This is a genomic window from Haemophilus parainfluenzae (assembly GCF_014931275.1).
Classification (GTDB): domain Bacteria; phylum Pseudomonadota; class Gammaproteobacteria; order Enterobacterales; family Pasteurellaceae; genus Haemophilus_D.
On the sequence record NZ_CP063110.1, the window covers coordinates 973,448 to 999,297 of the forward strand.

General features: G+C 39.2%; 23 protein-coding genes. 22 read left to right on the forward strand and 1 reads right to left on the reverse strand.

Annotated elements, in window-relative coordinates:
* Positions 1 to 68: 68 nt before the first annotated feature.
* The 14 genes from frr (at position 69) to INQ00_RS04845 (ending at position 15,366) form a co-directional block, all read left to right on the forward strand.
* Positions 69 to 626, forward strand: a complete 558-nt coding sequence (gene frr / locus INQ00_RS04780; protein WP_005696784.1) for a ribosome recycling factor — start codon at positions 69 to 71, stop codon at positions 624 to 626.
* A gap of 89 nt (positions 627 to 715) precedes the next feature.
* On the forward strand, positions 716 to 1,915 hold the full coding sequence (ispC, locus tag INQ00_RS04785) for a 1-deoxy-D-xylulose-5-phosphate reductoisomerase (protein WP_197547457.1): 1,200 nt from the start codon (positions 716 to 718) through the stop codon (positions 1,913 to 1,915).
* Positions 1,916 to 1,954: 39 nt separating this feature from the next.
* Positions 1,955 to 2,674, forward strand: a complete 720-nt coding sequence (gene uppS, locus INQ00_RS04790; protein ID WP_197547458.1) for a polyprenyl diphosphate synthase — start codon at positions 1,955 to 1,957, stop codon at positions 2,672 to 2,674.
* Between the two features lie 11 nt (positions 2,675 to 2,685).
* Positions 2,686 to 3,552: a phosphatidate cytidylyltransferase gene (locus INQ00_RS04795; protein ID WP_197547459.1), complete on the forward strand. Its 867-nt coding sequence runs from the start codon at positions 2,686 to 2,688 to the stop codon at positions 3,550 to 3,552.
* An 8-nt stretch (positions 3,553 to 3,560) separates the two neighbouring features.
* Positions 3,561 to 4,892, forward strand: coding sequence for a sigma E protease regulator RseP (gene rseP, locus INQ00_RS04800; protein ID WP_197547460.1), 1,332 nt, complete (start codon positions 3,561 to 3,563; stop codon positions 4,890 to 4,892).
* A 26-nt stretch (positions 4,893 to 4,918) separates the two neighbouring features.
* Positions 4,919 to 7,297 (forward strand): outer membrane protein assembly factor BamA, encoded by a 2,379-nt coding sequence (bamA, locus tag INQ00_RS04805; protein ID WP_197547461.1) that lies wholly within the window; start codon positions 4,919 to 4,921, stop codon positions 7,295 to 7,297.
* 102 nt (positions 7,298 to 7,399) lie between these two features.
* The gene (locus INQ00_RS04810; RefSeq protein WP_178411056.1) at positions 7,400 to 8,008 is read left to right on the forward strand and encodes an OmpH/Skp family outer membrane protein; all 609 of its coding nucleotides are present in this window, start codon (positions 7,400 to 7,402) and stop codon (positions 8,006 to 8,008) included.
* Positions 8,009 to 8,020: 12 nt separating this feature from the next.
* Positions 8,021 to 9,046, forward strand: coding sequence for a UDP-3-O-(3-hydroxymyristoyl)glucosamine N-acyltransferase (lpxD, locus tag INQ00_RS04815; RefSeq protein ID WP_197547462.1), 1,026 nt, complete (start codon positions 8,021 to 8,023; stop codon positions 9,044 to 9,046).
* Positions 9,047 to 9,142: 96 nt separating this feature from the next.
* On the forward strand, positions 9,143 to 9,592 hold the full coding sequence (gene fabZ, locus INQ00_RS04820; RefSeq protein ID WP_014064844.1) for a 3-hydroxyacyl-ACP dehydratase FabZ: 450 nt from the start codon (positions 9,143 to 9,145) through the stop codon (positions 9,590 to 9,592).
* Positions 9,593 to 9,615: 23 nt separating this feature from the next.
* The gene (gene lpxA / locus INQ00_RS04825) at positions 9,616 to 10,404 is read left to right on the forward strand and encodes an acyl-ACP--UDP-N-acetylglucosamine O-acyltransferase (protein WP_049381727.1); all 789 of its coding nucleotides are present in this window, start codon (positions 9,616 to 9,618) and stop codon (positions 10,402 to 10,404) included.
* A gap of 95 nt (positions 10,405 to 10,499) precedes the next feature.
* Positions 10,500 to 11,669, forward strand: coding sequence for a lipid-A-disaccharide synthase (lpxB, locus tag INQ00_RS04830; RefSeq protein WP_197547463.1), 1,170 nt, complete (start codon positions 10,500 to 10,502; stop codon positions 11,667 to 11,669).
* Complete coding sequence (rnhB, locus tag INQ00_RS04835) at positions 11,662 to 12,264, forward strand: ribonuclease HII (RefSeq protein ID WP_197547464.1); 603 nt, start codon at positions 11,662 to 11,664, stop codon at positions 12,262 to 12,264. Before lpxB ends, rnhB begins: the two co-directional genes overlap by 8 nt.
* Before the next feature lie 35 nt (positions 12,265 to 12,299).
* Positions 12,300 to 14,153 carry an SLC13 family permease gene (locus INQ00_RS04840; RefSeq protein WP_197547465.1) on the forward strand — a complete coding sequence of 618 codons (1,854 nt, stop codon included), beginning with the start codon at positions 12,300 to 12,302 and terminating at the stop codon, positions 14,151 to 14,153.
* Between the two features lie 163 nt (positions 14,154 to 14,316).
* Positions 14,317 to 15,366 (forward strand): transferrin-binding protein-like solute binding protein, encoded by a 1,050-nt coding sequence (locus INQ00_RS04845; RefSeq protein WP_197547466.1) that lies wholly within the window; start codon positions 14,317 to 14,319, stop codon positions 15,364 to 15,366.
* A gap of 83 nt (positions 15,367 to 15,449) precedes the next feature.
* Here the strand turns inward: INQ00_RS04845 and aspA are convergent, their stop codons facing one another.
* Positions 15,450 to 16,868 (reverse strand): aspartate ammonia-lyase, encoded by a 1,419-nt coding sequence (aspA, locus tag INQ00_RS04850; RefSeq protein WP_197547467.1) that lies wholly within the window; start codon positions 16,866 to 16,868, stop codon positions 15,450 to 15,452.
* Between the two features lie 222 nt (positions 16,869 to 17,090).
* On the opposite strand from aspA, the gene INQ00_RS04855 reads away from it, so the two are divergent.
* From INQ00_RS04855 to galU, 8 genes are all read left to right on the forward strand, one after another.
* Positions 17,091 to 17,381 (forward strand): co-chaperone GroES, encoded by a 291-nt coding sequence (locus INQ00_RS04855; protein ID WP_005629492.1) that lies wholly within the window; start codon positions 17,091 to 17,093, stop codon positions 17,379 to 17,381.
* Positions 17,382 to 17,403: 22 nt separating this feature from the next.
* Positions 17,404 to 19,050: a chaperonin GroEL gene (groL, locus tag INQ00_RS04860; RefSeq protein WP_197547468.1), complete on the forward strand. Its 1,647-nt coding sequence runs from the start codon at positions 17,404 to 17,406 to the stop codon at positions 19,048 to 19,050.
* 111 nt (positions 19,051 to 19,161) lie between these two features.
* Positions 19,162 to 19,710, forward strand: coding sequence for a YecA/YgfB family protein (locus tag INQ00_RS04865; RefSeq protein WP_197547469.1), 549 nt, complete (start codon positions 19,162 to 19,164; stop codon positions 19,708 to 19,710).
* 12 nt (positions 19,711 to 19,722) lie between these two features.
* Positions 19,723 to 21,015, forward strand: coding sequence for a Xaa-Pro aminopeptidase (pepP, locus tag INQ00_RS04870; protein WP_197547470.1), 1,293 nt, complete (start codon positions 19,723 to 19,725; stop codon positions 21,013 to 21,015).
* 103 nt (positions 21,016 to 21,118) lie between these two features.
* Positions 21,119 to 21,544 (forward strand): universal stress protein UspA, encoded by a 426-nt coding sequence (gene uspA, locus INQ00_RS04875; protein WP_014064852.1) that lies wholly within the window; start codon positions 21,119 to 21,121, stop codon positions 21,542 to 21,544.
* A 187-nt stretch (positions 21,545 to 21,731) separates the two neighbouring features.
* The gene (alaS, locus tag INQ00_RS04880) at positions 21,732 to 24,356 is read left to right on the forward strand and encodes an alanine--tRNA ligase (protein WP_197547471.1); all 2,625 of its coding nucleotides are present in this window, start codon (positions 21,732 to 21,734) and stop codon (positions 24,354 to 24,356) included.
* A 78-nt stretch (positions 24,357 to 24,434) separates the two neighbouring features.
* Positions 24,435 to 24,626 (forward strand): carbon storage regulator CsrA, encoded by a 192-nt coding sequence (gene csrA / locus INQ00_RS04885; RefSeq protein ID WP_049363188.1) that lies wholly within the window; start codon positions 24,435 to 24,437, stop codon positions 24,624 to 24,626.
* Positions 24,627 to 24,851: 225 nt separating this feature from the next.
* A complete protein-coding gene (gene galU, locus INQ00_RS04890; RefSeq protein ID WP_197547472.1) occupies positions 24,852 to 25,739 on the forward strand; it encodes a UTP--glucose-1-phosphate uridylyltransferase GalU in 888 nt (295 codons plus the stop codon).
* Positions 25,740 to 25,850: the final 111 nt, after the last annotated feature.

The following is a 25,850-nucleotide window of genomic DNA, read 5'->3' on the forward strand; positions in this document are numbered from 1 at the left end:
TTCAAAACTCCCTAAAAATCCAGTAAAATCACTGCGTTTTATCTTTATTTATTAAAAAGGACAGATGAATGATTAATGAAATCAAACAAGATGCTGAAGCTCGCATGGAAAAAAGCCTCGAAGCGTTGCGTGGGCATATTGCAAAAATCCGTACAGGGCGTGCACAACCAAGCTTATTAGACGCAATCCAAGTGGAATACTATGGTGCAGCGACGCCACTTCGTCAATTAGCTAACGTTGTTGCAGAAGATGCGCGTACTTTAGCGGTAACAGTATTTGACCGTTCTTTAATCAGTGCAGTAGAAAAAGCGATTTTAACGTCTGATTTAGGTTTAAACCCATCTTCAGCAGGCACAACAATTCGCGTACCTCTTCCTCCATTAACTGAAGAACGTCGTCGTGATTTAATCAAAATCGTAAAAAGCGAAGGTGAACAAGGTAAAGTCGCGATTCGTAACGTGCGCCGTGATGCAAATGATAAAATCAAAGCATTATTAAAAGACAAAGAAATCAGCGAAAACGATCAACACAAAGCGGAAGAAATTATTCAAAAAGTGACTGATAGCTATATCAAAAAAGTGGATGAGATCTTAGCTGATAAAGAAAAAGAATTAATGGATTTCTAATTGTCGAACCATGTTTTGGGGCAGACCAAGTGTCTGCCCTTGTTCTATTCTGATGAAGAAATAAAAGCACAAAGTGCGGTCGAAATTTTATGCAAAAACAAAATCTTGTTATTTTAGGATCAACAGGTTCTATTGGTCATAGCACCCTTTCAGTTATCGAACATAACCCCGACAAATACCATGCTTTTGCGTTAGTGGGAGGCAAAAATGTTGAGACCATGTTTGAACAATGCATGAAATTTCAACCGCACTTTGCTGCATTAGATGATGAAAATGCAGCAAAGGTATTGCGAGAAAAATTAGCCTCGCATCACATTAAAACGGAAGTTTTAGCCGGGCAGAAAGCCATTTGTGAGCTAGCAGCACATCCAGAAGCCGATCAAGTTATGGCCGCTATTGTTGGAGCAGCGGGATTATTGCCGACGCTTTCGGCAGTGAAAGCAAGTAAGAAAGTCTTGCTTGCGAATAAAGAATCGTTGGTGACTTGTGGGCAGCTCTTTATTGATGCAGTGAAGCAGTCGAAAGCAAAATTATTGCCTGTTGATAGCGAACATAACGCGATTTTTCAATCTTTACCGCCTGAAGCACAAGAAAAAGTTGGGTTCTGTCCTTTGAAAGAATTGGGCGTCAGTAAAATTGTCTTAACCGGTTCTGGTGGACCTTTCCGTTATACACCATTAAACGAGTTTGAACATATTACGCCAGAACAAGCCGTCGCTCATCCAAACTGGTCAATGGGTAAAAAAATCTCCGTGGATTCTGCCACGATGATGAATAAAGGTTTAGAGTACATTGAAGCCCGCTGGCTCTTCAATGCATCGGCTGATGAAATGGAAGTGATTATTCATCCTCAATCTATTATTCATTCAATGGTGCGTTATGTAGATGGCTCGGTCATTGCTCAAATGGGCAATCCGGATATGCGTACGCCAATTGCGGAAACCATGGCTTATCCAAATCGTACTGTCAGTGGTGTGAAACCATTAGATTTCTTTAAAATCAAAGAATTGACGTTTATCGAACCTGATTTTAATCGTTATCCAAATTTAAAATTAGCGATCGATGCTTTTGCAGAAGGGCAGTATGCGACAACCGCTATGAATGCAGCAAATGAAATTGCAGTACAAGCCTTTTTAGATGGTTATATTAAATTTACGGATATTGCGAAAATTAACCAAGTATCAGTTGAGCAAATGCCATCTTCTATAATTTCAAGCATTGATGATGTATTAGCCGTAGATAAGCAAGCACGTGAATTAGCAGCTTCGCTGATTAAAAAGTTAATGTAGAATACACCAAAGTGCGGTTATAAATCCGAATATTTTAGAATGAAAGAACTTGATAACAATAATATTCCCGAACACGTTGCCATCATAATGGATGGTAATGGGCGCTGGGCGAAGCAACAAAATAAGCTGCGTATTTTTGGCCATACAAATGGTGTGGCAGCCGTGCGCCGTGCGGTGAGTTATGCACGACAAACTGGCGTTAAGTTTTTGACGTTATACGCTTTTAGCAGTGAAAACTGGAATCGTCCCGAGCAAGAAGTGAGTGCATTGATGACGCTCTTTATGCAAGCACTTGATCGAGAAGTCAAAAAATTACATAAAAATAATATTCGTTTAAAGATTATCGGTGATGTTTCTCGTTTTAGTGAAAAATTGCAAGAGAAGATCGCAAAAGCAGAAAATTTAACGGGAAATAATACCGCACTGACTTTAAATATTGCGGCGAATTACGGTGGTTGTTGGGATATTGTTCAAGCGACCCAACAATTAGCTGAAAAAGTAAAAAATAATGAGATTTCGGTGAGTGATATTAATGAATCACTTTTCCAGCAACATTTAGTCACACAAGATGAGCCGCCGGTCGATTTGTTAATTCGGACGAGCGGTGAGCAACGCATTAGTAATTTCTTACTTTGGCAAATTGCGTATGCGGAATTGTGTTTTTTAGATGTGCTTTGGCCGGATTTTAGTGAAAAAGATTTTAATCAGGCAATTGCCTGCTATCAACAACGTCATCGCCGTTTTGGCGGGACAGAATAAGCGGAGAACTTATGCTTAAAGAACGTGTATTATCAGCCATTGTGTTGATTGCTTTGGTATTATGTGCCTTGTTCTTATTTACCCCATTTTATTTTGCCCTAGCCTTGGGCTTTGTGGCGACACTTGGTATTTGGGAGTGGGCTCAATTTGCTCGTTTTAAAAATCCTTTGGCACGCCTTTGTATCGCAGCATTTCTAGGCGCATTTATCTTCCTCTGGCTTTATAACGAAGGTAATTATTTAGATGCAGGTCGAGTATTTGAAAACTACTTGCCGCTTTTATTGCTAAATTCAGTCGGTTGGTGGGCGCTTGCATTAGTATTAGTGGTGACTTATCCAAGCTCAGCGAAGTTTTGGGGTAAAAATATCCCTTTACAAGTCTTGTTTGCTTTCTCTACGCTGATTCCTTTTGTTGCCGCAGTCTTACGTTTACGTTTAGATAATTATACAGCTGATCCTCATCATGGTTTATTCTTGTTGCTTTATGTGTTTGTATTGGTATGGGCAGCGGACTCTGGTGCCTATTTTGCGGGACGAGCCTTTGGTAAGCACAAGCTTGCGCCGAAAGTATCACCAGGAAAAACATGGCAAGGCGTATTTGGTGGCATGATCACTGCGGCGGTATTGGCATTTGTATTTATCCATTTCTCTGGTGAAACCTTATTAGGTAGTCGTGCAATGAGTGGTTTTGTTGTGCTTTCTGTGGCAACAGTGGCTATTTCTGTATTGGGTGACTTAGCAGAAAGTATGTTTAAACGTGAATCAGGCATTAAAGACAGTAGTCAATTAATTCCAGGTCATGGCGGTATTTTAGATCGTATTGATAGTTTAACAGCCGCAGTACCATTCTTCACATACTTCTATTTCTTTGTGTTATAGGATAGAACATGTCGTTTTTGTGGTCGCTTGGTTCATTTATTGTTGCAATTGCTGTGCTAGTTGCCGTACACGAATACGGCCATTTTTGGGCAGCAAGAAAGTGCGGTATTAAAGTTCATCGTTTTTCGATTGGCTTTGGTAAAGTAATTTGGCGACGCACAGATAAATTGGGTACCGAGTTTGCGATTTCAGCCATTCCGCTTGGTGGTTATGTCAAAATGCTTGACGGACGAAATGAAGAAGTTCCAGCAGAATTAAAATCGCAGGCATTTGAAAGTAAATCTGTCGCTCAACGTGCTTTTGTGATTGCTGCAGGCCCGCTTGCTAATTTTATTTTTGCGATTTTGGCATATTGGGTTATTTATTCTGTAGGGATTCCGAGTGTTAAACCAGTCATTGAAAATGTTACGTCAAATTCACCGGCTGCAATAGCTCAAATTGAACCGAATACCCAGATTTTGGCAATTGATGGGAAGAATACACCCGATTGGGAAACCATTAATTTATTGCTCACTGATAAGTTAGGTTCTGATTCTGTTGAGCTCACATTAACGCCTTTTGGTGAAGACCGACCTTATCAACGAACCATTAATCTGCAAAATTGGACATTTGAGCCAGATAAAGAAACAGCATTTGAAACATTAGGGATCAATCCAGTTTCAAGTAAAGTGGAGATGACTTTATCAAAAGTGGTGGAGAACTCACCAGCTGAAAAAGCGGGCTTATTGATTGGCGATAAAATTTTAGCGGAAAATTCGACCACACTTGATTGGAAAGCTTTTGTCGCACAGGTACAACAAGGTCAACCTTTTACAATCAAGGTTGAACGAAATCAGGAAATTTTTGACAAAACCTTGCAACCGGAGAAGAATCAAGAGGGTAAATGGTTTGTGGGGTTAAGTCCGACGTTCTTAAAAGTTGGAGAACAGTATCGAACTGAATTAAAATATGGTATTCTTGATGCTCTACAAAAAGGTGTGGAAAAGACAGGCCAGATTGCTTGGTTTATTGTGAAGGCAATCGGGAAATTGCTTAGTGGTGAACTTTCATTTTCCAGTTTAGCTGGGCCAATTTCAATTGCCCAAGGTGCGGGAGCATCTTCTAACGCTGGCGTGATTTATTTCTTAAGTTTTCTCGCGTTAATTAGTGTTAATTTAGGCATAATGAATTTATTTCCGTTGCCAGTTTTAGATGGTGGACATCTCGTGTTTTTGGCGGCGGAAGCTATCAAAGGAAAACCTGTTTCAGAACGGGTGCAAAATTTAAGTTATCGTATAGGGCTAACAATCTTGTTAATTGAAACAATTTTTGTGCTTTTTAATGATTTCTTACGTTTATAACTATTATTTTTTATAGGATAAAGTCGATGAAAAAACTTCTAATCGCAAGTTTATTATTCGGTACTACAACGAGTGTATTTGCGGCACCATTTGTAGCAAAAGACATTCGTGTTGACGGTGCTCAAGGAGACTTAGAACAACAAATTCTAGCGAGCCTTCCTGTTCGTAGCGGTCAGCGTGTAACGGATAAAGACGTAGCCAATATTGTACGTTCATTGTTTGTAAGTGGACAGTTTGATGATGTCAAAGCTTTCCAAGATGGTGATGCGTTAGTTGTGAGCGTTATCGCGAAACCAATCATTTCTGAAGTGAATATTAAAGGCAATTCATCTATTCCAACAGAAGCTTTAAAACAAAATCTTGATGCAAATGGGTTCAAAAGTGGTGATGTATTAAATCGTGCGAAATTAGAAGAGTTTGCGAAAACCTTAAGAGAACATTATAAGAGTGTAGGCCGTTATAATGCGAAAGTTGAACCAATTGTGACAACTTTACCAAATAACCGTGCAGAAATTACCCTTCAAATTGATGAGGATGATACGGCAAAACTTCGTTCAGTGACTTTTAATGGAAATGAAGCGATTTCGAGCAGTAAGTTACAAGAACAAATGGAGCTTCAACCAGATTCTTGGTGGAAACTTTGGGGTAATAAGTTTGATGGTTCTCAGTTTGATAAAGATGTTCAAGCTATCCAAGATTACTACCAAAATAATGGTTACGCAAAAGCAAAAGTAACTAAAACAGATGTTCAATTAAATGAAGATCATACAAAAGCGGATGTGACCATTGATGTAAGTGAAGGTGAAAAATATAATTTAAGTTCAGCTCGTATTGTTGGTAACCTAGGTGGTATGGCTAATGAGTTACAACCGTTATTGCGCGAGCTTCACTTGAACGAAACATTCAGACGTTCAGATGTGCAATACGTAGAAAGCTTAATTAAAGATAAATTAGGCGAGCGAGGTTATGGTAGCGCAACAGTTAATTCTGTACCAACTTTTGATGATGCGAATAAAACACTGGCGTTAACATTTGTTGTGGATGCGGGTCGTCGTCTATCTGTACGTCAAGTTCGTTTTGAAGGTAATACGGTTTCTGCGGATAGTACATTACGTCAAGAAATGCGTCAGCAAGAAGGGACTTGGTATAACTCACAATTAGTTGAGTTAGGTAAAGTGCGTTTAGATAGAACAGGCTTCTTTGAAAGCGTAGAAAATCGTATTGAACCAATCCAAGGTTCTAACGATGAAGTTGATGTAGTATATAAAGTCAGAGAACGTAATACGGGTAGTATCAACTTTGGTATCGGTTATGGTACAGAAAGTGGTATCAGCTATCAAGCGAGTGTGAAACAAGATAACTTCTTGGGGACAGGTGCGGCGGTAAGCCTAGGTGGTACACGTAATGACTATGGCACTAGTATAAACTTAGGCTATACAGAACCGTACTTTACTAAAGATGGCGTAAGTTTAGGTGGAAACGTATTCTATGAAACTTACGATAACTCAAAAAGTGATACCTCATCAACCTATAAACGTACCACTTATGGTGGTAACATGACATTAGGTTTCCCAGTCAATGAGAATAACTCATATTATGTGGGATTAGGTTATACTTACAATAAAATCAGCAACTTCGCGTATGAATATAATCGTGATTTATACATGAAATCGATGAATTTGACTGGCAACTCAATTAAAACCAGTGACTTTGATTTCTCATTTGGTTGGAACTATAACAGCTTAAACCGTGGTTATTTCCCAACTAAAGGGGTAAAAGCAAATCTAGGTGGTCGCGTAACCATTCCTGGATCTGACAATAAATATTATAAATTAAGCGCTGAGCTTCAAGGTTTCTACCCATTAGATCGTGATCACCGTTGGGTGTTATCAGGAAAAGCAACCGCCTCTTATGCAAATGGCTTAGGTGGTAAACGTGTACCGTTCTATCAACTTTATACGGCTGGTGGTATCGGTTCATTACGTGGCTTTGCTTACGGTGCGGTAGGTCCTAATGCGATTTATCAAGACAAATATGGTCAATGGTATCAAAGCACTGATGTCGTTGGTGGTAACGCGATGGCTACAGCAAGCGTGGAGCTTATTGTTCCAACTCCATTTGTTGGAGATAAAAGTCAAAATAGCGTAAGAACCTCACTTTTTGTTGATGCAGCAAGCGTTTGGAATACAAAATGGAAATCAGATAAAGAAGGCTTAAAATCATCTCCGATTTATGCAACATTACCTGATTACAGTAAAGCAGGTCGAGTCCGTGCTTCAACTGGTGTTGCTTTCCAATGGCAATCACCAATTGGACCATTGGTATTCTCTTATGCGAAACCAATCAAAAAATATGAAAATGATGATGTAGAACAATTCCAATTCAGTATTGGTGGTTCTTTCTAATAAATTGAACTTTTACGTTCTATTTAAGTCAAAATCTTCGTTCTGTGTCAGTGAGTTAGCTGGCACAGAAATATTACTAAACTAATTTAAGGAAATTCAAACATGAAAAACGTAGTAAAAGTTACCGCACTTTCTTTAGGTCTTGCACTTGCATCAGGTTTTGCTGCTGCAGATGAAAATATCGCATTCATCAACGCGGGTTACTTATTCCAAAATCACCCAGATCGTCAAGCTGTAGCAGATAAGTTAGATGCAGAATTCAAACCAATGGCGGATAAACTTGCTGCAAGTAAGAAAGAAATTGATGACAAAATTGTGGCATCTCGTAAAAAAGTAGAAGCAAAAGTTGCAGCTTTACAAAAAGATGCACCTCGTTTACGTCAAGCTGAAATTCAAAAACGCCAAGAAGAAATCACTAAATTTGGTTCAGATGAAGAAGCTGCATTAAATAAATTAATGGAAGAGCAAGATAAAAAAGTGGCAGAGTTCCAAGAGTTAAACGAAAAACGTCAAACTGAAGAGCGTGGTAAATTGTTAGAAAGCATTCAAGTTGCAACGAATAACTTAGCAAAAACAAAAGGTTATACTTATGTTTTAGATGCTAACTCTGTCGTATTTGCAGTAGATGGTAAAGATATTACTGAAGAAGTATTAAAATCTATTCCAGCAACTGAAAAAGCCGCTCCAGCAAAAACTGAAGAGAAAAAATAATAGGTTCTCATAATGCAAAAATCCTATTCTTTACAGGAATTAGCAGCAAAAGTCGGCGGTACCCTTCGTGGTAACGCCGACGTTGTCGTTAATAATATTGCCGCATTGTCAAAAGCAGAACCTAACCAGCTTACTTTCATTTCTAATGCAAAATTCCGTCCTTTATTAGCCGAATCTAAAGCAGGTATTCTTGTCGTGTCAGAAGCAGATGTGGAATTTTGCTCACCTGAAAGTAACTTACTTATCGTCAAAGATCCTTATGTTGCTTACGCCGTATTAGCTCAATATATGGATACCACTCCGAAAGCTGCTCAAAATATCCACCCAAGTGCGGTTATTTCTGAAAAAGCTTCAATTAGTGAAAATGTATCAATTGGTGCAAATGCCGTTATTGAAGAAGGTGTTGTATTAGGCGATAACGTGATTATTGGCGCCGGTTGTTTTGTCGGTAAATTCACCAAAATTGGTGCAGGTACACAGCTTTGGGCAAATGTAAGCGTTTATCATGAAGTAGAAATTGGACAAAATTGCTTAATTCAATCAGGTGCTGTGATTGGTAGTGATGGCTTTGGCTATGCGAATGATCGTGGTCGCTGGGTGAAAATTCCACAAGTAGGACAAGTGATTATTGGTAATAATGTCGAAATCGGTGCTTGTACCTGTATTGACCGTGGAGCCTTAGATGCGACAGTCATTGAAGATAACGTCATTATTGATAACCTTTGTCAAATTGCGCATAACGTTCATATCGGCACGGGTACAGCAGTCGCTGGCGGTGTCATTATGGCGGGTAGTCTAAAAGTGGGGCGTTATTGTTTAATTGGCGGAGCAAGTGTGATTAATGGTCACATGGAAATCTGCGATAAAGTAACCGTGACTGGCATGGGGATGGTAATGCGTCCAATTACTGAACCAGGCGTTTACTCATCGGGTATCCCATTACAAACCAATAAAGAGTGGCGAAAAACAGCCGCACTTACTTTGGGGATTGATGGTATGAATAAACGACTGAAAGCCCTTGAGAAAAAACTTGGCTAAGATTTTTAAAACGTACCCTAGGGTGCGTTTTATTTTTATACAGAAATATCGTATAATTCCAGTGTTTTATTATTATTTATTTTAAAGGTATTAGACGTGTCAGAGAATCAAGTAAGTAAAGTAATTGAAGCAAAAGAAATTATGACCTTATTGCCACATCGTTATCCATTTTTATTAGTGGATCGTGTGTTAGACTACAAAGAAGGTGAATGGTTAAAAGCAATTAAAAATATCAGCGTAAACGAACCTTGTTTTACCGGTCATTTCCCTGGAGAGCCAATTTTACCAGGTGTGTTAATTCTTGAAGCTTTGGCGCAATCAATGGGGATCCTTGCATTTAAAACCCATGAATTAAAAGGTGGCGAATTATTCTATTTCGCAGGTATTGATGAAGCGCGTTTCAAACGCCCAGTATTACCTGGAGATCAAATGGAATTGAACGTTCAAGTGATTAAAGAACGTCGTGGTATTACAGCATTCACAGGTATTGCAACCGTAAACGGTGAAGTTGCTTGTGAAGCCAAATTAATGTGTGCTCGTCGATAATTAAAGAAAATTAAGGGGTAAGTATGATCCACCCAAGTGCAAAAATTCACCCAACCGCGCTTGTTGCTGATGGCGCAGTTATTGGCGAAGACGTTGTTATCGGTCCTTTCTGTATTATTGAAGGGAGCGTTGAGATTAAAGCGCGTACCGTTTTAAATTCTCATATTGTCGTGAAAGGCGACACCGTGATTGGTGAGGATAACCAGATTTATCAATTCGCCAGCATCGGTGAAGTCAACCAAGATTTAAAATATAAAGGCGAAGCAACGAAAACCATTATTGGTAATGGCAACCTTATTCGAGAACATGTGACGATTCACCGCGGCACAATCCAAGGTGGTGGTGTAACACGTATTGGTAACAACAACTTATTGATGATCAACGTCCACGTTGCCCACGATTGTCAAATAAAAAATAACTGTATTTTAGCAAACAATGCAACCCTTGCGGGGCACGTTGAATTAGATGATTTTGTGATTGTTGGTGGCATGTCTGCGATCCATCAATTTGTAATCGTTGGTGCGCACGTAATGTTAGGTGGTGGCTCTATGGTTAGCCAAGATGTGCCGCCTTATGTGATGGCTCAAGGTAACCATGCGCAGCCTTTCGGTGTAAACCTTGAAGGATTAAAACGTCGTGGTTTTGATAAACCAACCATGCATGCTATCCGTAATGTTTATAAAATGATTTACCGTAGCGGTAAAACCCTTGAAGAAGTATTGCCGGAAATTGAACAAATTGCACAAACTGAATCTGCAATTAGTTTCTTTGTGGAGTTCTTCAAACGTTCTACCCGTGGCATTATTCGTTAATTAACGTTTCTTTTCTCGTTAAGAGAAAATGATGAATAACAAAGAGACCGCACTATGATTTGTTCAAAGTGCGGTCGTTTTTTAGGATAAATTTGATGATAAAAGAAAATCCGACTATTGCAATTGTTGCCGGTGAAGTGTCTGGTGATATTCTTGGTGCAGGTCTCATTCAAGCGCTTAAACGCCACTATCCGCAAGCTAAGTTTGTCGGGATTGGCGGGGAGAGAATGATTGCTCAAGGTTTTGAAAGTTTTTTTGATATGGAAGAGCTCTCTGTCATGGGGCTAGTAGAAGTACTTAAACATTTACCTCGATTGCTTAAAATTCGTCGCAGTATCATCGAACAACTTTCTGCTATTAAACCAGATGTATTTATCGGTATTGATGCACCGGATTTTAATCTTACCGTTGAACTTAAATTAAAAGAAAAAGGGATTAAAACCATTCATTACGTGAGTCCATCTGTATGGGCTTGGCGTCAAAATCGTATCTACAAAATAGCCAAAGCAACTCATCAAGTATTGGCTTTTCTTCCTTTTGAAAAAGCTTTTTATGATCGTTTTAATGTGCCTTGCCGTTTTATTGGTCATACCATGGCAGATGCGATTCCATTAAAACCAAATCGTACAGAAGCTTGCCAGACTTTAGGTATTGATGAAAAAGGACGGTACCTTGCTATTTTAGTGGGGAGCCGTGGTAGTGAAGTGAGCTTCCTTGCTGAACCATTTCTAAAAACAGCTTTGTTATTAAAAGAAAAATATCCAGAATTGCAGTTTTTAGTCCCTTTGGTGAATGAAAAGCGTCGCCAGCAATTTGAGGAAATAAAGGCTCAGATTGCTCCTGATCTTGATATGCATTTAATTGATGGTAAAGCACGCCAAGTGATGATTGCCGCCGAAGCGACTTTACTTGCTTCGGGTACCGCAGCGCTTGAGGCGATGTTGTGTAAATCGCCAATGGTAGTGGGGTATCGAATGAAACTTTTCACGCATTTCTTGGCAAAACGATTGGTCAAAACAAAATATATTTCATTGCCTAATTTGTTAGCGGATGAAATGCTTGTGCCAGAAATGATTCAAGAAGATTGCGAACCACAAAAATTAGCAGAACAACTTTCTCAGTATTTAGGCGATGACGAAAGTGCGGTCAAATCTCGCAGTGTTTTAATTCAACGTTTTACAGAGTTGCATAAATTAATTCAATGTGATGCGGATAGCCAAGCCGCACAAGCTGTGATTGATTTATTGGAGCAAAAACATGATTGATTTTGTTTATCCTGAAGGTTATCAACTATTTGCTGGGGTGGATGAAGTAGGCCGTGGTCCTTTAGTGGGTGCAGTTGTAACGGCAGCGGTAATTTTAGATCCTAATAATCCGATAACCGGGTTGGCGGATTCTAAAAAGCTCAGCGAGAAAAAACGCCTTGCACTCGCAGCAGAAATTAAAGAGAAAGCCTTAGCTTGGGCAATGGGACGAGCAGAGCCAGCCGAGATTGATGAATTGAATATTCTGCATGCCTCTATGTTAGCCATGGAGCGAGCAGTAAAAGCCTTAAAAATTCAACCGCACTTTGTGTTGGTAGATGGAAATCGAATTCCGCCTAACATTGGCTTGCCTGCCCAAGCTGTGGTGAAAGGGGATTCACTTGTGGCTGAAATTAGCGCTGCCTCTATTTTGGCAAAAGTCGCACGGGATCAGGAAATGGAAGCGTTAGATGAAAAGTATCCAGAATATGCTTTTGCTCAACATAAAGGGTATCCGACCAAATTACACTTAGAAAAATTAGCGGAACTGGGTCCTTTACCAGAGTATCGTCGTAGTTTTTCACCCGTGAAGAAAGCATTAGGCATAGAAGAATAGTTAGAGTGAAAGGTCGTAAGATTACAGGATAGAGTATGAATACCATTTTTGATCATGCACTTTGGGTGAGCCCATTATTTTGGACATTAATGCTGCTTGGCGCAGCCATCATTTTATTTGTGCATAATAAAATTCGTATGGATGTGGTGGCATTATTGGTGATGCTCTCTTTTTATCTAAGTGGCATTCTCAGTATCCAAGAGATCTTAGTTGGCTTTAGCGATCCTAATATTATCCTGATTGCTTTACTCTTCATTGTGGGGGAAAGTTTGGTTCGGACAGGAATTGCTTATCGTGTGAGTGATGGCATCTTGAAAGTTGCGGGAAATAGTGAAGCTAAAGTGCTTATTTTACTGATGCTTTCAGTGGCTGGATTAGGCGCATTTATGAGTTCTACTGGCGTGGTTGCGGTATTCATTCCTGTTGTAATAATGATTTGCCGTCAAATGAATATTTCCCAAAAACGATTAATGATGCCATTAAGCGTGGCAGGATTAATCAGCGGGATGATGACATTAATCGCGACGGCTCCTAACCTTGTGGTGAATGCGGAATTAGTGAAAGATACAAATCTTCGCCTTGAGTTTTTTGATTTCACGCCAATCGGATTGCTGATCTTAGTGCTAGGTATGGGCTATATGCTTATTGCCCGTCGATGGCTTTCTGATAATAATGATGAAAGCAATCAAGATACCATGCAAAGCTCCATGAATGAGCTAATTAATGAATATGGTTTGAAAGATCGTACCAAACGTTTGGTGGTGAAAAGCACATCCCCTTTCGTAGGTAAAACCTTAGACCAACTTCATTTGCGTTCTAGCTATCAATTAAATGTGTTGGCGATTGAGCGTTGGAAACATTTCCGTCCAAGTTACATCATGCCACTTGGCACCTCAGAGATAAAAGCAAAAGATATTCTCATGGTAGATTTGGAACGCTGTGATTTTAATTTCGATATGTTTTGCCAAGAGTTTCATTTAGAACCTGCCGAAATCAAATCACAATCGTTTGATCAGCAGGCACGTTCCATTGGAATGGCCGAGTTAATTATTGTGCCGAACTCTGCTTGTATTGGTAAAACCACTGCAGAGTTACAATTCCGCACAAAATATGGCTTAAATGTGGTTGGGATTAAACGAGATAGTGTGGTGTTGAGTGATGCTTTTAAAGAAAAATATCGCTCAGGTGATTTGCTTTTAGTGATTGGCGATTGGCGACTTATTCAAGCGATGCGTGATCGTCGAAAAGATTTCCTGGTATTGAATTATCCGAAAGAAATGGAACGCGCTGTGCCAGCTCAACGTCAAGCACCACTAGCCTTACTATCCATTTTGACTATGGTGGTACTGATGGTCTCAGGTGCTGTGCTGAATGTTGTGGCTGCCTTGATTGGTTGTTTAATGTTGGCTTATTTCCGTTGCGTGGATGCTAAAAGTGCTTATGACTCCATTCAGTGGCCGAGCCTTATTCTGATTATCGGAATGATGCCATTTTCGACCGCACTTCAAAAAACAGGTGGAGTTGAGTTTGCGGTGAAATGGCTGACTCAAATCATTGATGGATGGGGAATGTATCCTGTATTGATTGTACTCTTTGTATTTTGTGCATTAGTCGGGTTGTTTATATCGAATACTGCTACTGCAATTTTGATGGCACCCATTGCGATTTCTCTTGCGACACAGCTTAATGTGTCTCCCGTACCATTTGCGATGGTCGTCGCGATTGCAGCTTCAGCTGCATTTATGACTCCAGTCTCTTCTCCAGTAAATACCATGGTGGTGGGGCCAGGTGGCTACAAATTTGCTGACTTTATCAAAATCGGCGTACCTTTTACCTTAATTGTTATGTTGGTGACAGTTTTTATTGTGCCAATACTGTTTCCATTTTAAATGAAAGATTAGTTAACAATATAAATTTATTTACTCATAGTTTGCTCTTTATTAATTCTTGAGTTGTTTACTAGATTATTTTTTGTTATGCTACCTTGCATCATCTATGATGATAAATAGTGATTATCTTTTATTTTTATCCGTTTAGTCGAGGAATTCCTTTATGAGAAAAGTAACACTTTCCGCATTAGCTATAGCTCTTGCTATGGGATTATCTGCTTGTTCATCAAGCCAAGAAGAAAGTTATGACCCGTCTTCTAATGATGTTGCAACTTTCCAACCGAATAAATCTTCATCAGAAAATAATTCGTCAAACCAATCTGCATCAGAAAATAATTCGTCAAACCAATCTGCATCAGAAAATAATTCGTCAAACCAATCTGCATCAAACAATGATTCAGCAAATCAAACAAACGAATCAAATAACCAAAAACAATCAACCCGACCTCACTTGACAATAATTGAAAAGGGACCGTTAAGTAAAGGGCACCCATCATCAGCGAAAGATTACGCTATTCCAACAACTGGTAAATTTAATGGGATTGCTTATGAGTTTCGCAGCCACTATAACACTGACAGAATTGAGAATCCAAAAGTACATCAATTATCAACGGATAATATCTACGTCTTAAATATTGATGGTAAACGCATTGATATTGCGCCAGAGGGTGTGAATCCAGCATATACTTATGTGGATAAGGATGGAGAAATTCATTTAAGCACAGGGGCTTTTGTTAATGGTGTAGTTTTCCAAGACAGTATGCAAAATGGGATTTATCAAAGCAAAAAAGATGGAAAAACCTACGTTTATATCCAAGGTGAACTCACTCCGACAGATAATATTCCGAAAAGTGGCACAGCTCGTTATCTTGGCCTGAGTAGCTACCATGTGAATAATGATACACTACTTGAAGGTGCTCTTGATCCTGTTGAGGGCGCTCCTCCAAGATTTGGTATTGTGGGTGTTGATATGACGGCAAATTTTGAAGATAAAACAGTTGCTGGCCACCTAGTTCATACCAGTGCAGCGAAGAATAATAATGTAGTAGCTGAATTAGAAGGAACTATCTCTGGAAACCAATTCAGTGGTACAAAAAATGATACAAAACTGCAAGGCGCATTCTTTGGTGAAAATGCTAATGAAATGGGTGGTGTTTATATCAATCAGAGAGAAGGTTTCAGTGGTGCATTTAGTGCGAGACATCAATGGTAATTAAGTGCCATTAATCATATTTTAATGAGATGTTAAGAAAAAAGAGCGGTCAAATTGACCGCTCTTTTTATCTCTCAGCGAGATTATTTATTTAATTTCGCTTTATAAGTTGGATTCATTAAGTTTTCTACAGAAAGGATATCATCCAATTGTTCTGCGGTTAATAAACCTTTTTCTAATACCACTTCACGTACGCCTTTACCGGTTTGAGCACAGATTTTACCCACTAAGTCGCCATTATGGTGACCGATAAATGGATTTAAGTAAGTCACGATACCGATTGAGTTAAATACGTAGTTTTCACAAATTTCTTTGTTTACAGTAATACCGTCTACACATTTATCGCGTAAGTTCACGCAAGCATTAGTTAAGATGTCGATAGATTCAAACATTGCTTGCCCAATCACTGGTTCCATTACGTTTAATTGTAATTGACCCGCTTCAGATGCGAAAGTAACAGTAGTATCGTTACCAATTACTTTAAAGCAAACTTGGTTTACCACTTCTGGAATAACAGGATTCACTTTTGCAGGCATGATAGAAGAACCTGCTTGTAATTCAGGTAAGTTAATTTCTTTAATACCTGCACGTGGACCAGAAGAGAGTAAACGTAAGTCGTTACATACTTTAGATAGTTTTACTGCGGTACGTTTTAATGCACCGTGAACCATGACATAAGCGCCGCAGTCAGATGTTGCTTCAATTAAGTTTTCTGCTGGTACGCAAGCTAATCCAGTTACTTCAGCAAGGTGTTTTACAACTAGTTCTGTATAGCCTTGTGGAGTATTTAAACCCGTACCGATTGCCGTTGCACCAAGGTTTACTTCAAGGAGTAAATCTGCAGTACGTTTTAAGTTACGCACTTCTTCTTCAAGTAATACCGCGAAAGCTTTGAATTCTTGACCAACAGTCATTGGCACAGCATCTTGCAATTGAGTACGACCCATTTTTAAGATGTTCGCAAACTCTTTTGCTTTATTATCAAAACCGTCGTGTAAATATTGAATTTTATCGATCAATTTTAAGATGCTGTTATACACTGCAATACGGAAACCAGTAGGGTACGCATCATTGGTTGATTGGCTTGCATTAACGTGATCCATCGGGTTAATCACGTTATATTCACCTTTTTTATGACCAATTTTTTCAAGTGCGAGGTTAGCAACCACTTCGTTGGTATTCATATTAACAGAAGTACCCGCACCACCTTGATATACATCAGATGGGAACTGATCTAAGCATTTCCCCGTGGTAAGAATTTCATCACAAGCTGCCACAATCGCTTTTGCAATATCACTTGGAATTGCACCTAATTCACCATTCGCTAGGGCAGTTGCTTTTTTTACCATTACCATGCCGCGAACAAATTCCGGTACATCAGAAATGGTTACATTAGAAATATTGAAGTTTTCAACCGCTCTTAAGGTATGGATACCCCAGTATGCATCAGCTGGCACATCGCGTTCACCTAATAAATCCACTTCTTTTCTGTATTGAGTCATTTTAATCACCTTTTTTGGTTGTTAATTAATTTGAGGTAATTATAGGAATTTACATCGAAAATAAATTTGATATGGATCACATTTCAAATAAAAGGTGTAAGAGATATTTTCATTTCTCACATAAGTTTTTTTAGGGCAAGAATTTTTTTATTTATCCCCTTGAAACCGAAAAAGTTATCCCCACATTTAAAACACTTTATTTTAATAAGAAGGAAATTAATCATGAATATTCGTCCTTTACACGATCGTGTAATCATCAAACGTGAAGAAGTAGAAACTCGTTCAGCTGGCGGTATCGTATTAACCGGCTCAGCAGCGACTAAATCAACCCGTGCGAAAGTATTGGCAGTGGGTAAAGGTCGTATTTTGGAAAATGGTACCGTTCAACCTTTAGATGTAAAAGTTGGCGATACGGTCATTTTCAATGATGGTTATGGCGTGAAAAGTGAAAAAATCGATGGTGAAGAAGTGTTAATCATTTCTGAAAACGACATTTTGGCGATTGTGGAATAATTTAAATTAAGGAAAAAAGAAAATGGCAGCAAAAGACGTAAAATTTGGTAACGATGCACGCGTAAAAATGCTTAAAGGCGTGAATGTATTAGCAGATGCAGTAAAAGTGACCCTTGGCCCTAAAGGTCGCAATGTCATTTTAGATAAATCATTTGGTGCACCAACCATCACTAAAGATGGTGTATCTGTCGCACGTGAAATTGAATTAGAAGATAAATTTGAAAATATGGGTGCTCAAATGGTGAAAGAGGTTGCCTCTAAAGCCAATGATGCAGCAGGTGACGGTACAACGACTGCGACAGTTCTTGCTCAAGCTATCGTAAATGAAGGTTTAAAAGCTGTGGCTGCGGGCATGAATCCAATGGATTTAAAACGTGGTATCGATAAAGCGGTCAGTGCGGTTGTTTCTGAGCTTAAAAATTTATCTAAACCTTGTGAAACTTCTAAAGAAATTGAGCAAGTTGGGACAATTTCGGCTAACTCAGATAGCATTGTGGGTCAATTAATTGCTCAAGCAATGGAAAAAGTGGGTAAAGAAGGCGTGATTACTGTAGAAGATGGTACAGGCCTTGATGATGAATTAGCGGTTGTGGAAGGGATGCAATTCGATCGTGGTTACTTATCACCTTATTTCATCAACAAACCAGAAACGGCAACTGTTGAATTAGATAATCCATACATTCTTTTAGTAGATAAAAAAATATCAAACATTCGTGAATTACTTCCAGTATTAGAAGGTGTTGCAAAAGCGGGTAAACCATTATTAATTATCGCTGAAGATATCGAAGGTGAAGCACTTGCAACCTTAGTAGTGAACACTATGCGCGGTATTGTGAAAGTGGCAGCAGTGAAAGCACCTGGTTTTGGTGATCGTCGTAAAGCAATGTTACAAGATATTGCGATCTTAACAGCAGGTACTGTGATTTCTGAAGAAATCGGTATGGAGCTTGAAAAAGCGACATTAGAAGATTTAGGTCAAGCAAAACGTGTTGTAATCAACAAAGACAACACCACGATTATCGATGGTGTGGGTGATGAAGCACAAATCAAAGGTCGCGTAGCTCAAATTCGTCAGCAAATCGAAGAATCAACGTCTGATTATGACAAAGAAAAACTTCAAGAACGCGTAGCTAAACTTGCTGGCGGTGTCGCTGTAATCAAAGTTGGTGCAGCAACTGAAGTTGAAATGAAAGAGAAGAAAGATCGTGTGGATGATGCATTACACGCAACTCGTGCCGCGGTTGAAGAAGGTATCGTTGCGGGTGGTGGTGTTGCATTAGTTCGAGCAGCAACCAAAGTCGCGGCAACCTTAAAAGGTGATAACGAAGAACAAGATGTAGGTATCAAACTTGCATTACGTGCAATGGAAGCGCCACTTCGTCAAATCGTCACTAACGCAGGTGAAGAAGCATCTGTTGTGGCAAGTGCGGTTAAAAATGGCGAAGGAAACTTTGGTTATAACGCAGGTACTGAACAGTATGGCGACATGATCGAAATGGGTATTTTAGATCCAACTAAAGTCACTCGTTCTGCGTTGCAATTCGCGGCTTCTGTAGCGGGCTTAATGATCACCACAGAATGTATGGTGACCGATCTTCCAAAAGATGATAAAGCAGATTTAGGCGCTGCCGGAATGGGCGGTATGGGAGGCATGGGCGGAATGATGTAATTCCCCTTTGCGAAAGAAAGTGCGATCGTTTTTCTTTATAGAAATGCGATCGCATTTTTATTTGTGTGGTGCTACACTTTAATGGTTTTCGATGATTTTATAGGTATAACAATGACAATTTCCCAAACTGAACTTAATCAACAACTCAAATCTGCCGGTATAGGTATTAATGCAACGGAATTACATGGTTTTTTGAGCGGCTTAATTTGTGGTGGACTGAAAGACCAAAGTTGGTTACCACTTTTATATCAATTCAGTAACGATAACCACGCTTATCCAACCGCACTAATTCAGCCGATTACCGAAACCTATGAACAGATAGGTAAAACCTTAGGGGACGTAGAAGGGTTTGATTTTGAATTGGGATTAACAGAAGATGAGAGCGTGTTTGCCCGTGCAGACAGTTTATCAGATTGGGCAAACCAATTTTTACTGGGTTTAGGTCTTGTTCAGACAGAATTGGATAAGGAAAAAGGCGAAATTGGCGAAGCGGTAGATGATTTACAAGATATTTGTCAGCTTGGTTATGATGAAGAAGATGATGAAGAAGAGCTTGCCGAAGCCCTAGAAGAAATCATTGAATATGTTCGCACTATTGCGATGCTGTTTTACACCCATTTCAACGATGATGCACAAGAAATAAAACCGATATTACATTAAAAGGAGCGAAACATGGATCTCGCATACATGGCGGCATTACCGCAAGAGGAATTTACAGAACGTCGTCAAAAAGTATTCGCGCAAATGCAGCCAAATTCTGCCTTATTGCTATTTTCCGAAATTGAAAAACGTCGTAATAACGACTGCGATTTTCCTTTCCGTCAAGACAGTTACTTTTGGTATTTAACGGGTTTTAATGAACCCAATGCTGCATTGTTATTGATTAAAACGGAAGATGCGGAAAAGGCGGTTGTATTTCTTCGTCCGCGAGATCCTTTGCTTGAAACCTGGAATGGTCGCCGATTAGGCGTTGAGCGAGCACCGCAAAAACTCAATGTCGATGAAGCCTATTCTATTGATGATTTCAAAACTGAATTTCCAAAATTAACGGAAAAATTGACCGCACTTTATCATGTGTCAGATCGTCATCCTTGGGGAGATAAATTAATAGCTGAAAGTGCGGTGAAATTTTACGCTGTTTTTGATTGGCAGCCGATGTTAAGTGAGATGCGCTTAATTAAATCACCAAATGAAATTCGATTAATGCAGCAAGCGGGACAAATTACAGCATTTGGACATATTAAAGCGATGCAAGTAACTCGTCCGAATCGTTTTGAATATGAAATTGAAAGCGAAATTCTGCATGAATTTAATCGTCATGGGGCAAGATTCCCGTCTTACAATTCCATTATTGCCGGGGGCGATAATGCCTGTATTTTGCACTACACCGAAAATGATCAACCATTAAAAGATGGTGATCTTGTGTTGATTGATGCAGGCTGTGAGTTTGCTATGTATGCAGGCGATATCACGCGTACGTTCCCTGTAAATGGTCAATTTACTCAGCCACAACGTGAGATTTATGAATTAGTTTTAAAAGCACAAAAACGTGCCATTGAGCTATTAGTGCCAGGTAATTCAATTAAACTGGCAAATGACGAAGTGATTCGTATTAAGACTCAAGGCTTGGTGGATTTAGGCATTCTGAAAGGGGATGTAGATAAGCTGATTGAAGAAAAAGCCTATCGCCAATTTTATATGCATGGTTTAGGCCATTGGCTTGGCTTGGATGTGCACGATGTTGGTCGCTATGATGATGATCGTAGCCGTACGCTTGAAGTGGGGATGATCATCACTGTTGAGCCAGGTATTTATATTTCAGAAGAGGCGGATGTGCCTGCACAATATAAAGGCATTGGTGTGCGTATTGAAGATAACTTGTTGATGACTGAATACGGCAACAAAAATCTGACTGCAGCGGCTCCAAAAGAAATTGATGACATTGAAAATTTAATGAAAAATTGAGAAGAATTCTCAAAATTGTGATCTAGTGCAAGTTTTTTGTGCAGTTAAGGTGCTAATATACAGTTAGATAAAAAAGACCAATCAAATCAGTAAGGAGTCGATTATGTACAAACACGTTTTAGTGGCGGTAGATCTTTCTGACGAAAGTGAATTTCTACTCAAAAAAGCCGTGGGAATTGCAAAACGTAATGATGCGCAACTTTCCATTATTCATGTAGATGTAAACTTCTCGGATCTCTATACTGGTTTGATTGATGTCAATATGTCATCAATGCAAGATAGAATTTCGAGCGAAACCCAAAAAGCGCTAATTAATTTAGCAGAACATGCTGGTTATCCAGTGAAAGAAAAATTGAGCGGTAGCGGTGATTTAGGTCAAGTTTTGACGGACGCTATTGATCAGTATGATGTAGATCTACTAGTGACAGGTCATCACCAAGATTTCTGGAGTAAATTAATGTCTTCAACACGTCAAGTGATGAATACCATTAAAATTGATATGTTGGTTGTGCCACTTCGCGACGAATAGTGATCAAAAATTATTTTAGCTCTATTAAAATAACGTAAATTTTAACCGCACTTCTCAATCAATGCAGTAGAGTGCGGTTTTCTTTTTTAAGATCAGTGAAAAAGCCTTTTTCTCTAGGTCAAAATATGCAAGAATAGTAAGCTTATTTTATAAATCGTGATCGAGATAGAGACACAAGGTTTTATCAATGAAAACAACAGCAGAAATTAGACAGTCATTCCTTGATTTTTTCCATAGCAAGGGGCATCAGGTCGTCGCAAGTAGTTCACTTGTACCTGAAAACGATCCGACATTGCTTTTTACCAATGCCGGGATGAACCAATTTAAAGACGTGTTCCTTGGTATGGACAAACGTCCTTACTCACGTGCGACAACTGCACAACGTTGTGTGCGCGCAGGTGGTAAGCATAATGACTTAGAAAACGTAGGTTATACAGCTCGTCACCATACTTTCTTTGAAATGCTCGGCAACTTCAGTTTTGGCGACTATTTCAAACATGATGCGATTAATTTTGCCTGGGAGTATTTGACTTCTCCACAATGGCTCGGGTTACCAAAAGAAAAATTATGGGTAACCGTGTATGAAACCGATAATGAAGCTTATGATATTTGGCATAAAGAAGTTGGTGTGCCAGCAGAGCGCATTATTCGTATCGGTGATAACAAAGGTGCGCCTTATGCATCAGATAACTTCTGGGCAATGGGTGACACAGGTCCTTGTGGTCCATGTACTGAAATTTTCTACGATCATGGTGATCACATTTGGGGTGGCCCTCCGGGTTCTCCAGAAGAAGATGGTGACCGCTATATCGAAATTTGGAACGTGGTATTCATGCAATTTAACCGTCAAGCAGACGGCACAATGGAAAAATTACCGCGTCCATCTGTTGATACAGGAATGGGTTTAGAACGTATTTCTGCCGTGTTACAACATGTAAACTCTAACTATGAGATCGATATTTTCCAAAAATTAATTGCAAAAACAGCAGAAATCGTAGGAACAACAGATTTAACGAATAAATCATTACGCGTAATTGCAGACCACATTCGTTCTTGTGCATATTTAATTGCAGATGGCGTGATTCCATCAAACGAAGGTCGTGGTTATGTATTACGTCGTATTATCCGTCGTGCAGTACGTCATGGCCACTTGTTAGGGGCAAAAGAAGCGTTCTTCTATAAACTTGTGCCGACTTTAATCGAAGTCATGGCTGAAGCAGGAAAAGAAGTTAAAGAAAAACAAGCGAATGTCGAAAAATTACTTCGTTTAGAAGAAGAACAGTTTGCTCGTACATTAGAACGCGGATTAAGCTTATTAGACGATGCGCTTGCTCAAGTGAAAGATGGTGTGTTATCAGGTGAAGTAGCCTTTAAACTTTATGATACTTATGGCTTCCCACTTGATTTAACCGCAGACGTATGTCGTGAGCGTGATATTGCAATTGATGAAGCCGGTTTTGAACGTGAAATGGAAGCGCAACGTTTACGTGCACAATCTGCAAGCCAATTCGGCATGGATTACAACAATGTTATTCGTGTAGAAGGCGAAACAAAATTTGAAGGTTATACTGAATCAGAATCTTTAGCCAAAGTGACCGCACTTTTCCATGATGGTAAATCAGTAGACAATATTACTGCAGGTCAAAGTGCTGTCGTTATTTTAGAAAATACCCCATTCTATGCAGAATCAGGTGGTCAAATTGGCGATAGTGGTTATTTAATCTCTCAAGGTGTTCAGTTTAATGTAAAAGATACTCAAAAATATGGTCAAGTATTCGGTCATATTGGTGAGTTAGAACAAGGCAGTTTAAAAGTCGGACAAACAGTCAATGCGGTTGTGGACGCAGCAAGACGTCATCAAACGTCACTTAACCATTCTGCAACACACTTATTACACGCCGCATTGCGTCAAGTTTTAGGTCACCATGTAGTGCAAAAAGGATCATTAGTATCCGATACAGCATTACGTTTTGACTTTGCTCATCCGGAAGCGATTACCAAAGCACAGCTTAACGAAATTGAAACGTTGGTAAACCAAAAAGTACGTGAGAATTTTGTGGTTCAAACGGACGTAATGGATATCGAAGCGGCAAAAGCAAAAGGTGCGATGGCGTTATTCGGTGAAAAATATGCTGATGTGGTACGTGTTTTAACAATGGGTGATTTCTCCGTTGAACTTTGTGGTGGCATTCATGCTAAACGTACCGGTGATATCGGTTTATTTAAAATTGTGGCGGAAACTGCAGTTGCAGCAGGTGTTCGTCGTATTGAAGCGGTAACGGGTGAAAATGCAATTAATTGGTTACATAATCAACAACGCATTCTTACTCAAAGTGCAGATTTGTTTAAATCTGACGTTAATACCCTTGTTGAGAAAATTCAGCAACTTCAAGATAAAGCGAAGAAAGCAGAAAAAGAATTACAAGGATTAAAAGAAAAAGCCGCAATGCAAGCGGGGTCCGATTTAGTGAAAAGTGCGGTTAAAATTAATGATGTTTCTGTAATCGTACATCAACTAGACGGAATTGAAACTAAATCGTTACGTGTGATGGTTGATGATTTAAAAAATCAACTTGGTTCAGGCGTAATTGTATTTGCATCTATTTTAGATGATAAAGTCAACCTCGTCGTTGGCGTAACAAGCGATTTAACTACTAAAGTGAAGGCTGGTGAGCTAGTGAATTTAATGGCTCAGCAAGTTGGTGGGAAAGGCGGTGGTCGCCCTGATATGGCAATGGCAGGAGGCTCCCAACCAGAAAATGTGAATCTAGCATTAACTGTCGCACAAAACTGGTTAAGCAATAATCTGTAGTACAAGCAGGTCGGTGGGATGCCGATCTTTACTTGATTGATAGGGATATCTAATAAATGCAAACTAAGGAGATAAAAGATGTTAATCTTAACTCGAAAAGTTGGCGAAAGTGTTCTCATTGGAGACGATATTTCTATCACGGTTTTGAGTGTACGTGGAAACCAAGTCAAACTCGGTGTGCAAGCGCCTAAAGAAGTATCCGTTCACCGAGAGGAAATTTACCAACGAATTCTGCAGTCAAAAGATGAACATATAGATGGGGCATCTTAGACTGACGAGTTTTATGAATGTTTTACATTCTATTTATAATTTAATTAACGTTTTTCAAAAAATTAAACCCATTGGTTTGCAAGATTTTAAAAATAACGGAATTTGAGTTATAAAGGTAGAGAAGGAACTTTTCCAACTTAAATCTATCAAAATTTAATAAATAATGACCGCACTTTTGTGTTACAGAAGTGTGGTCATTGAATATTTAAACAAAAAGGAAAATCAATGAAAGTCATTATTCCCGTAGCAGGTTTAGGTACTCGAATGTTACCCGCAACGAAAGCGATTCCAAAAGAAATGTTAACGCTTGTGGATAAACCACTGATTCAATATGTTGTGAATGAATGTGTCGCTGCAGGCATTAAAGAAATCGTCTTAGTCACACATTCTTCTAAAAATGCGATTGAAAACCACTTTGATACGTCTTTTGAGTTGGAAACCATGCTTGAAAAACGTGTTAAACGTCAACTTTTGGAAGAGGTTCGTTCTATTTGTCCTAAAGATGTAACTATTATGCACGTTCGTCAAGGTAATGCGAAAGGCTTGGGGCATGCGGTGTTATGTGGTCGTCCAGTTGTTGGGAATGAGCCATTTGCTGTAGTGTTACCTGATGTGCTTTTAGCGGATTTTACGGCAAATCAAAAGAAAGAAAACCTTTCTGCGATGATCAAACGTTTTAAAGAAACACAAGCAAGCCAAATTATGGTAGCACCTGTTTCTGCTGATGAAGTGAGTAGCTATGGTATTGCTGATTGTGGTGGCGTAGAATTAAAAGGTGGTGATAGCGTTAAAATTAACAGCATTGTTGAAAAACCATCTGTTGAAGAGGCACCATCAAATCTTGCCGTTGTAGGTCGTTATGTGTTCTCTGCTGCGATTTGGGATTTATTAGAAAGAACACCTGTTGGTGTGGGTGATGAAATTCAATTAACGGATGCGATCGATATGCTTATTGAGAAAGAGACTGTTGAAGCATTCCATATGACAGGCAGAAGCTTTGACTGTGGTGATAAGATTGGCTATATGGAAGCTTTTGTAGAATATGGTCTTCGTCATGATAAATTAGGTAAAGAGTTTAAAGCTTTCCTAAAAGATCTTGCAAAAACCTTATAATTGACTAAAACCACCGAAAGGTGGTTTTTATTTATATATTTGGATTAGACAATATAAAAGATAAAAAAGAAGGCATCTGATGATGCCTTCTTCTTTCTCTATAAACGAAAT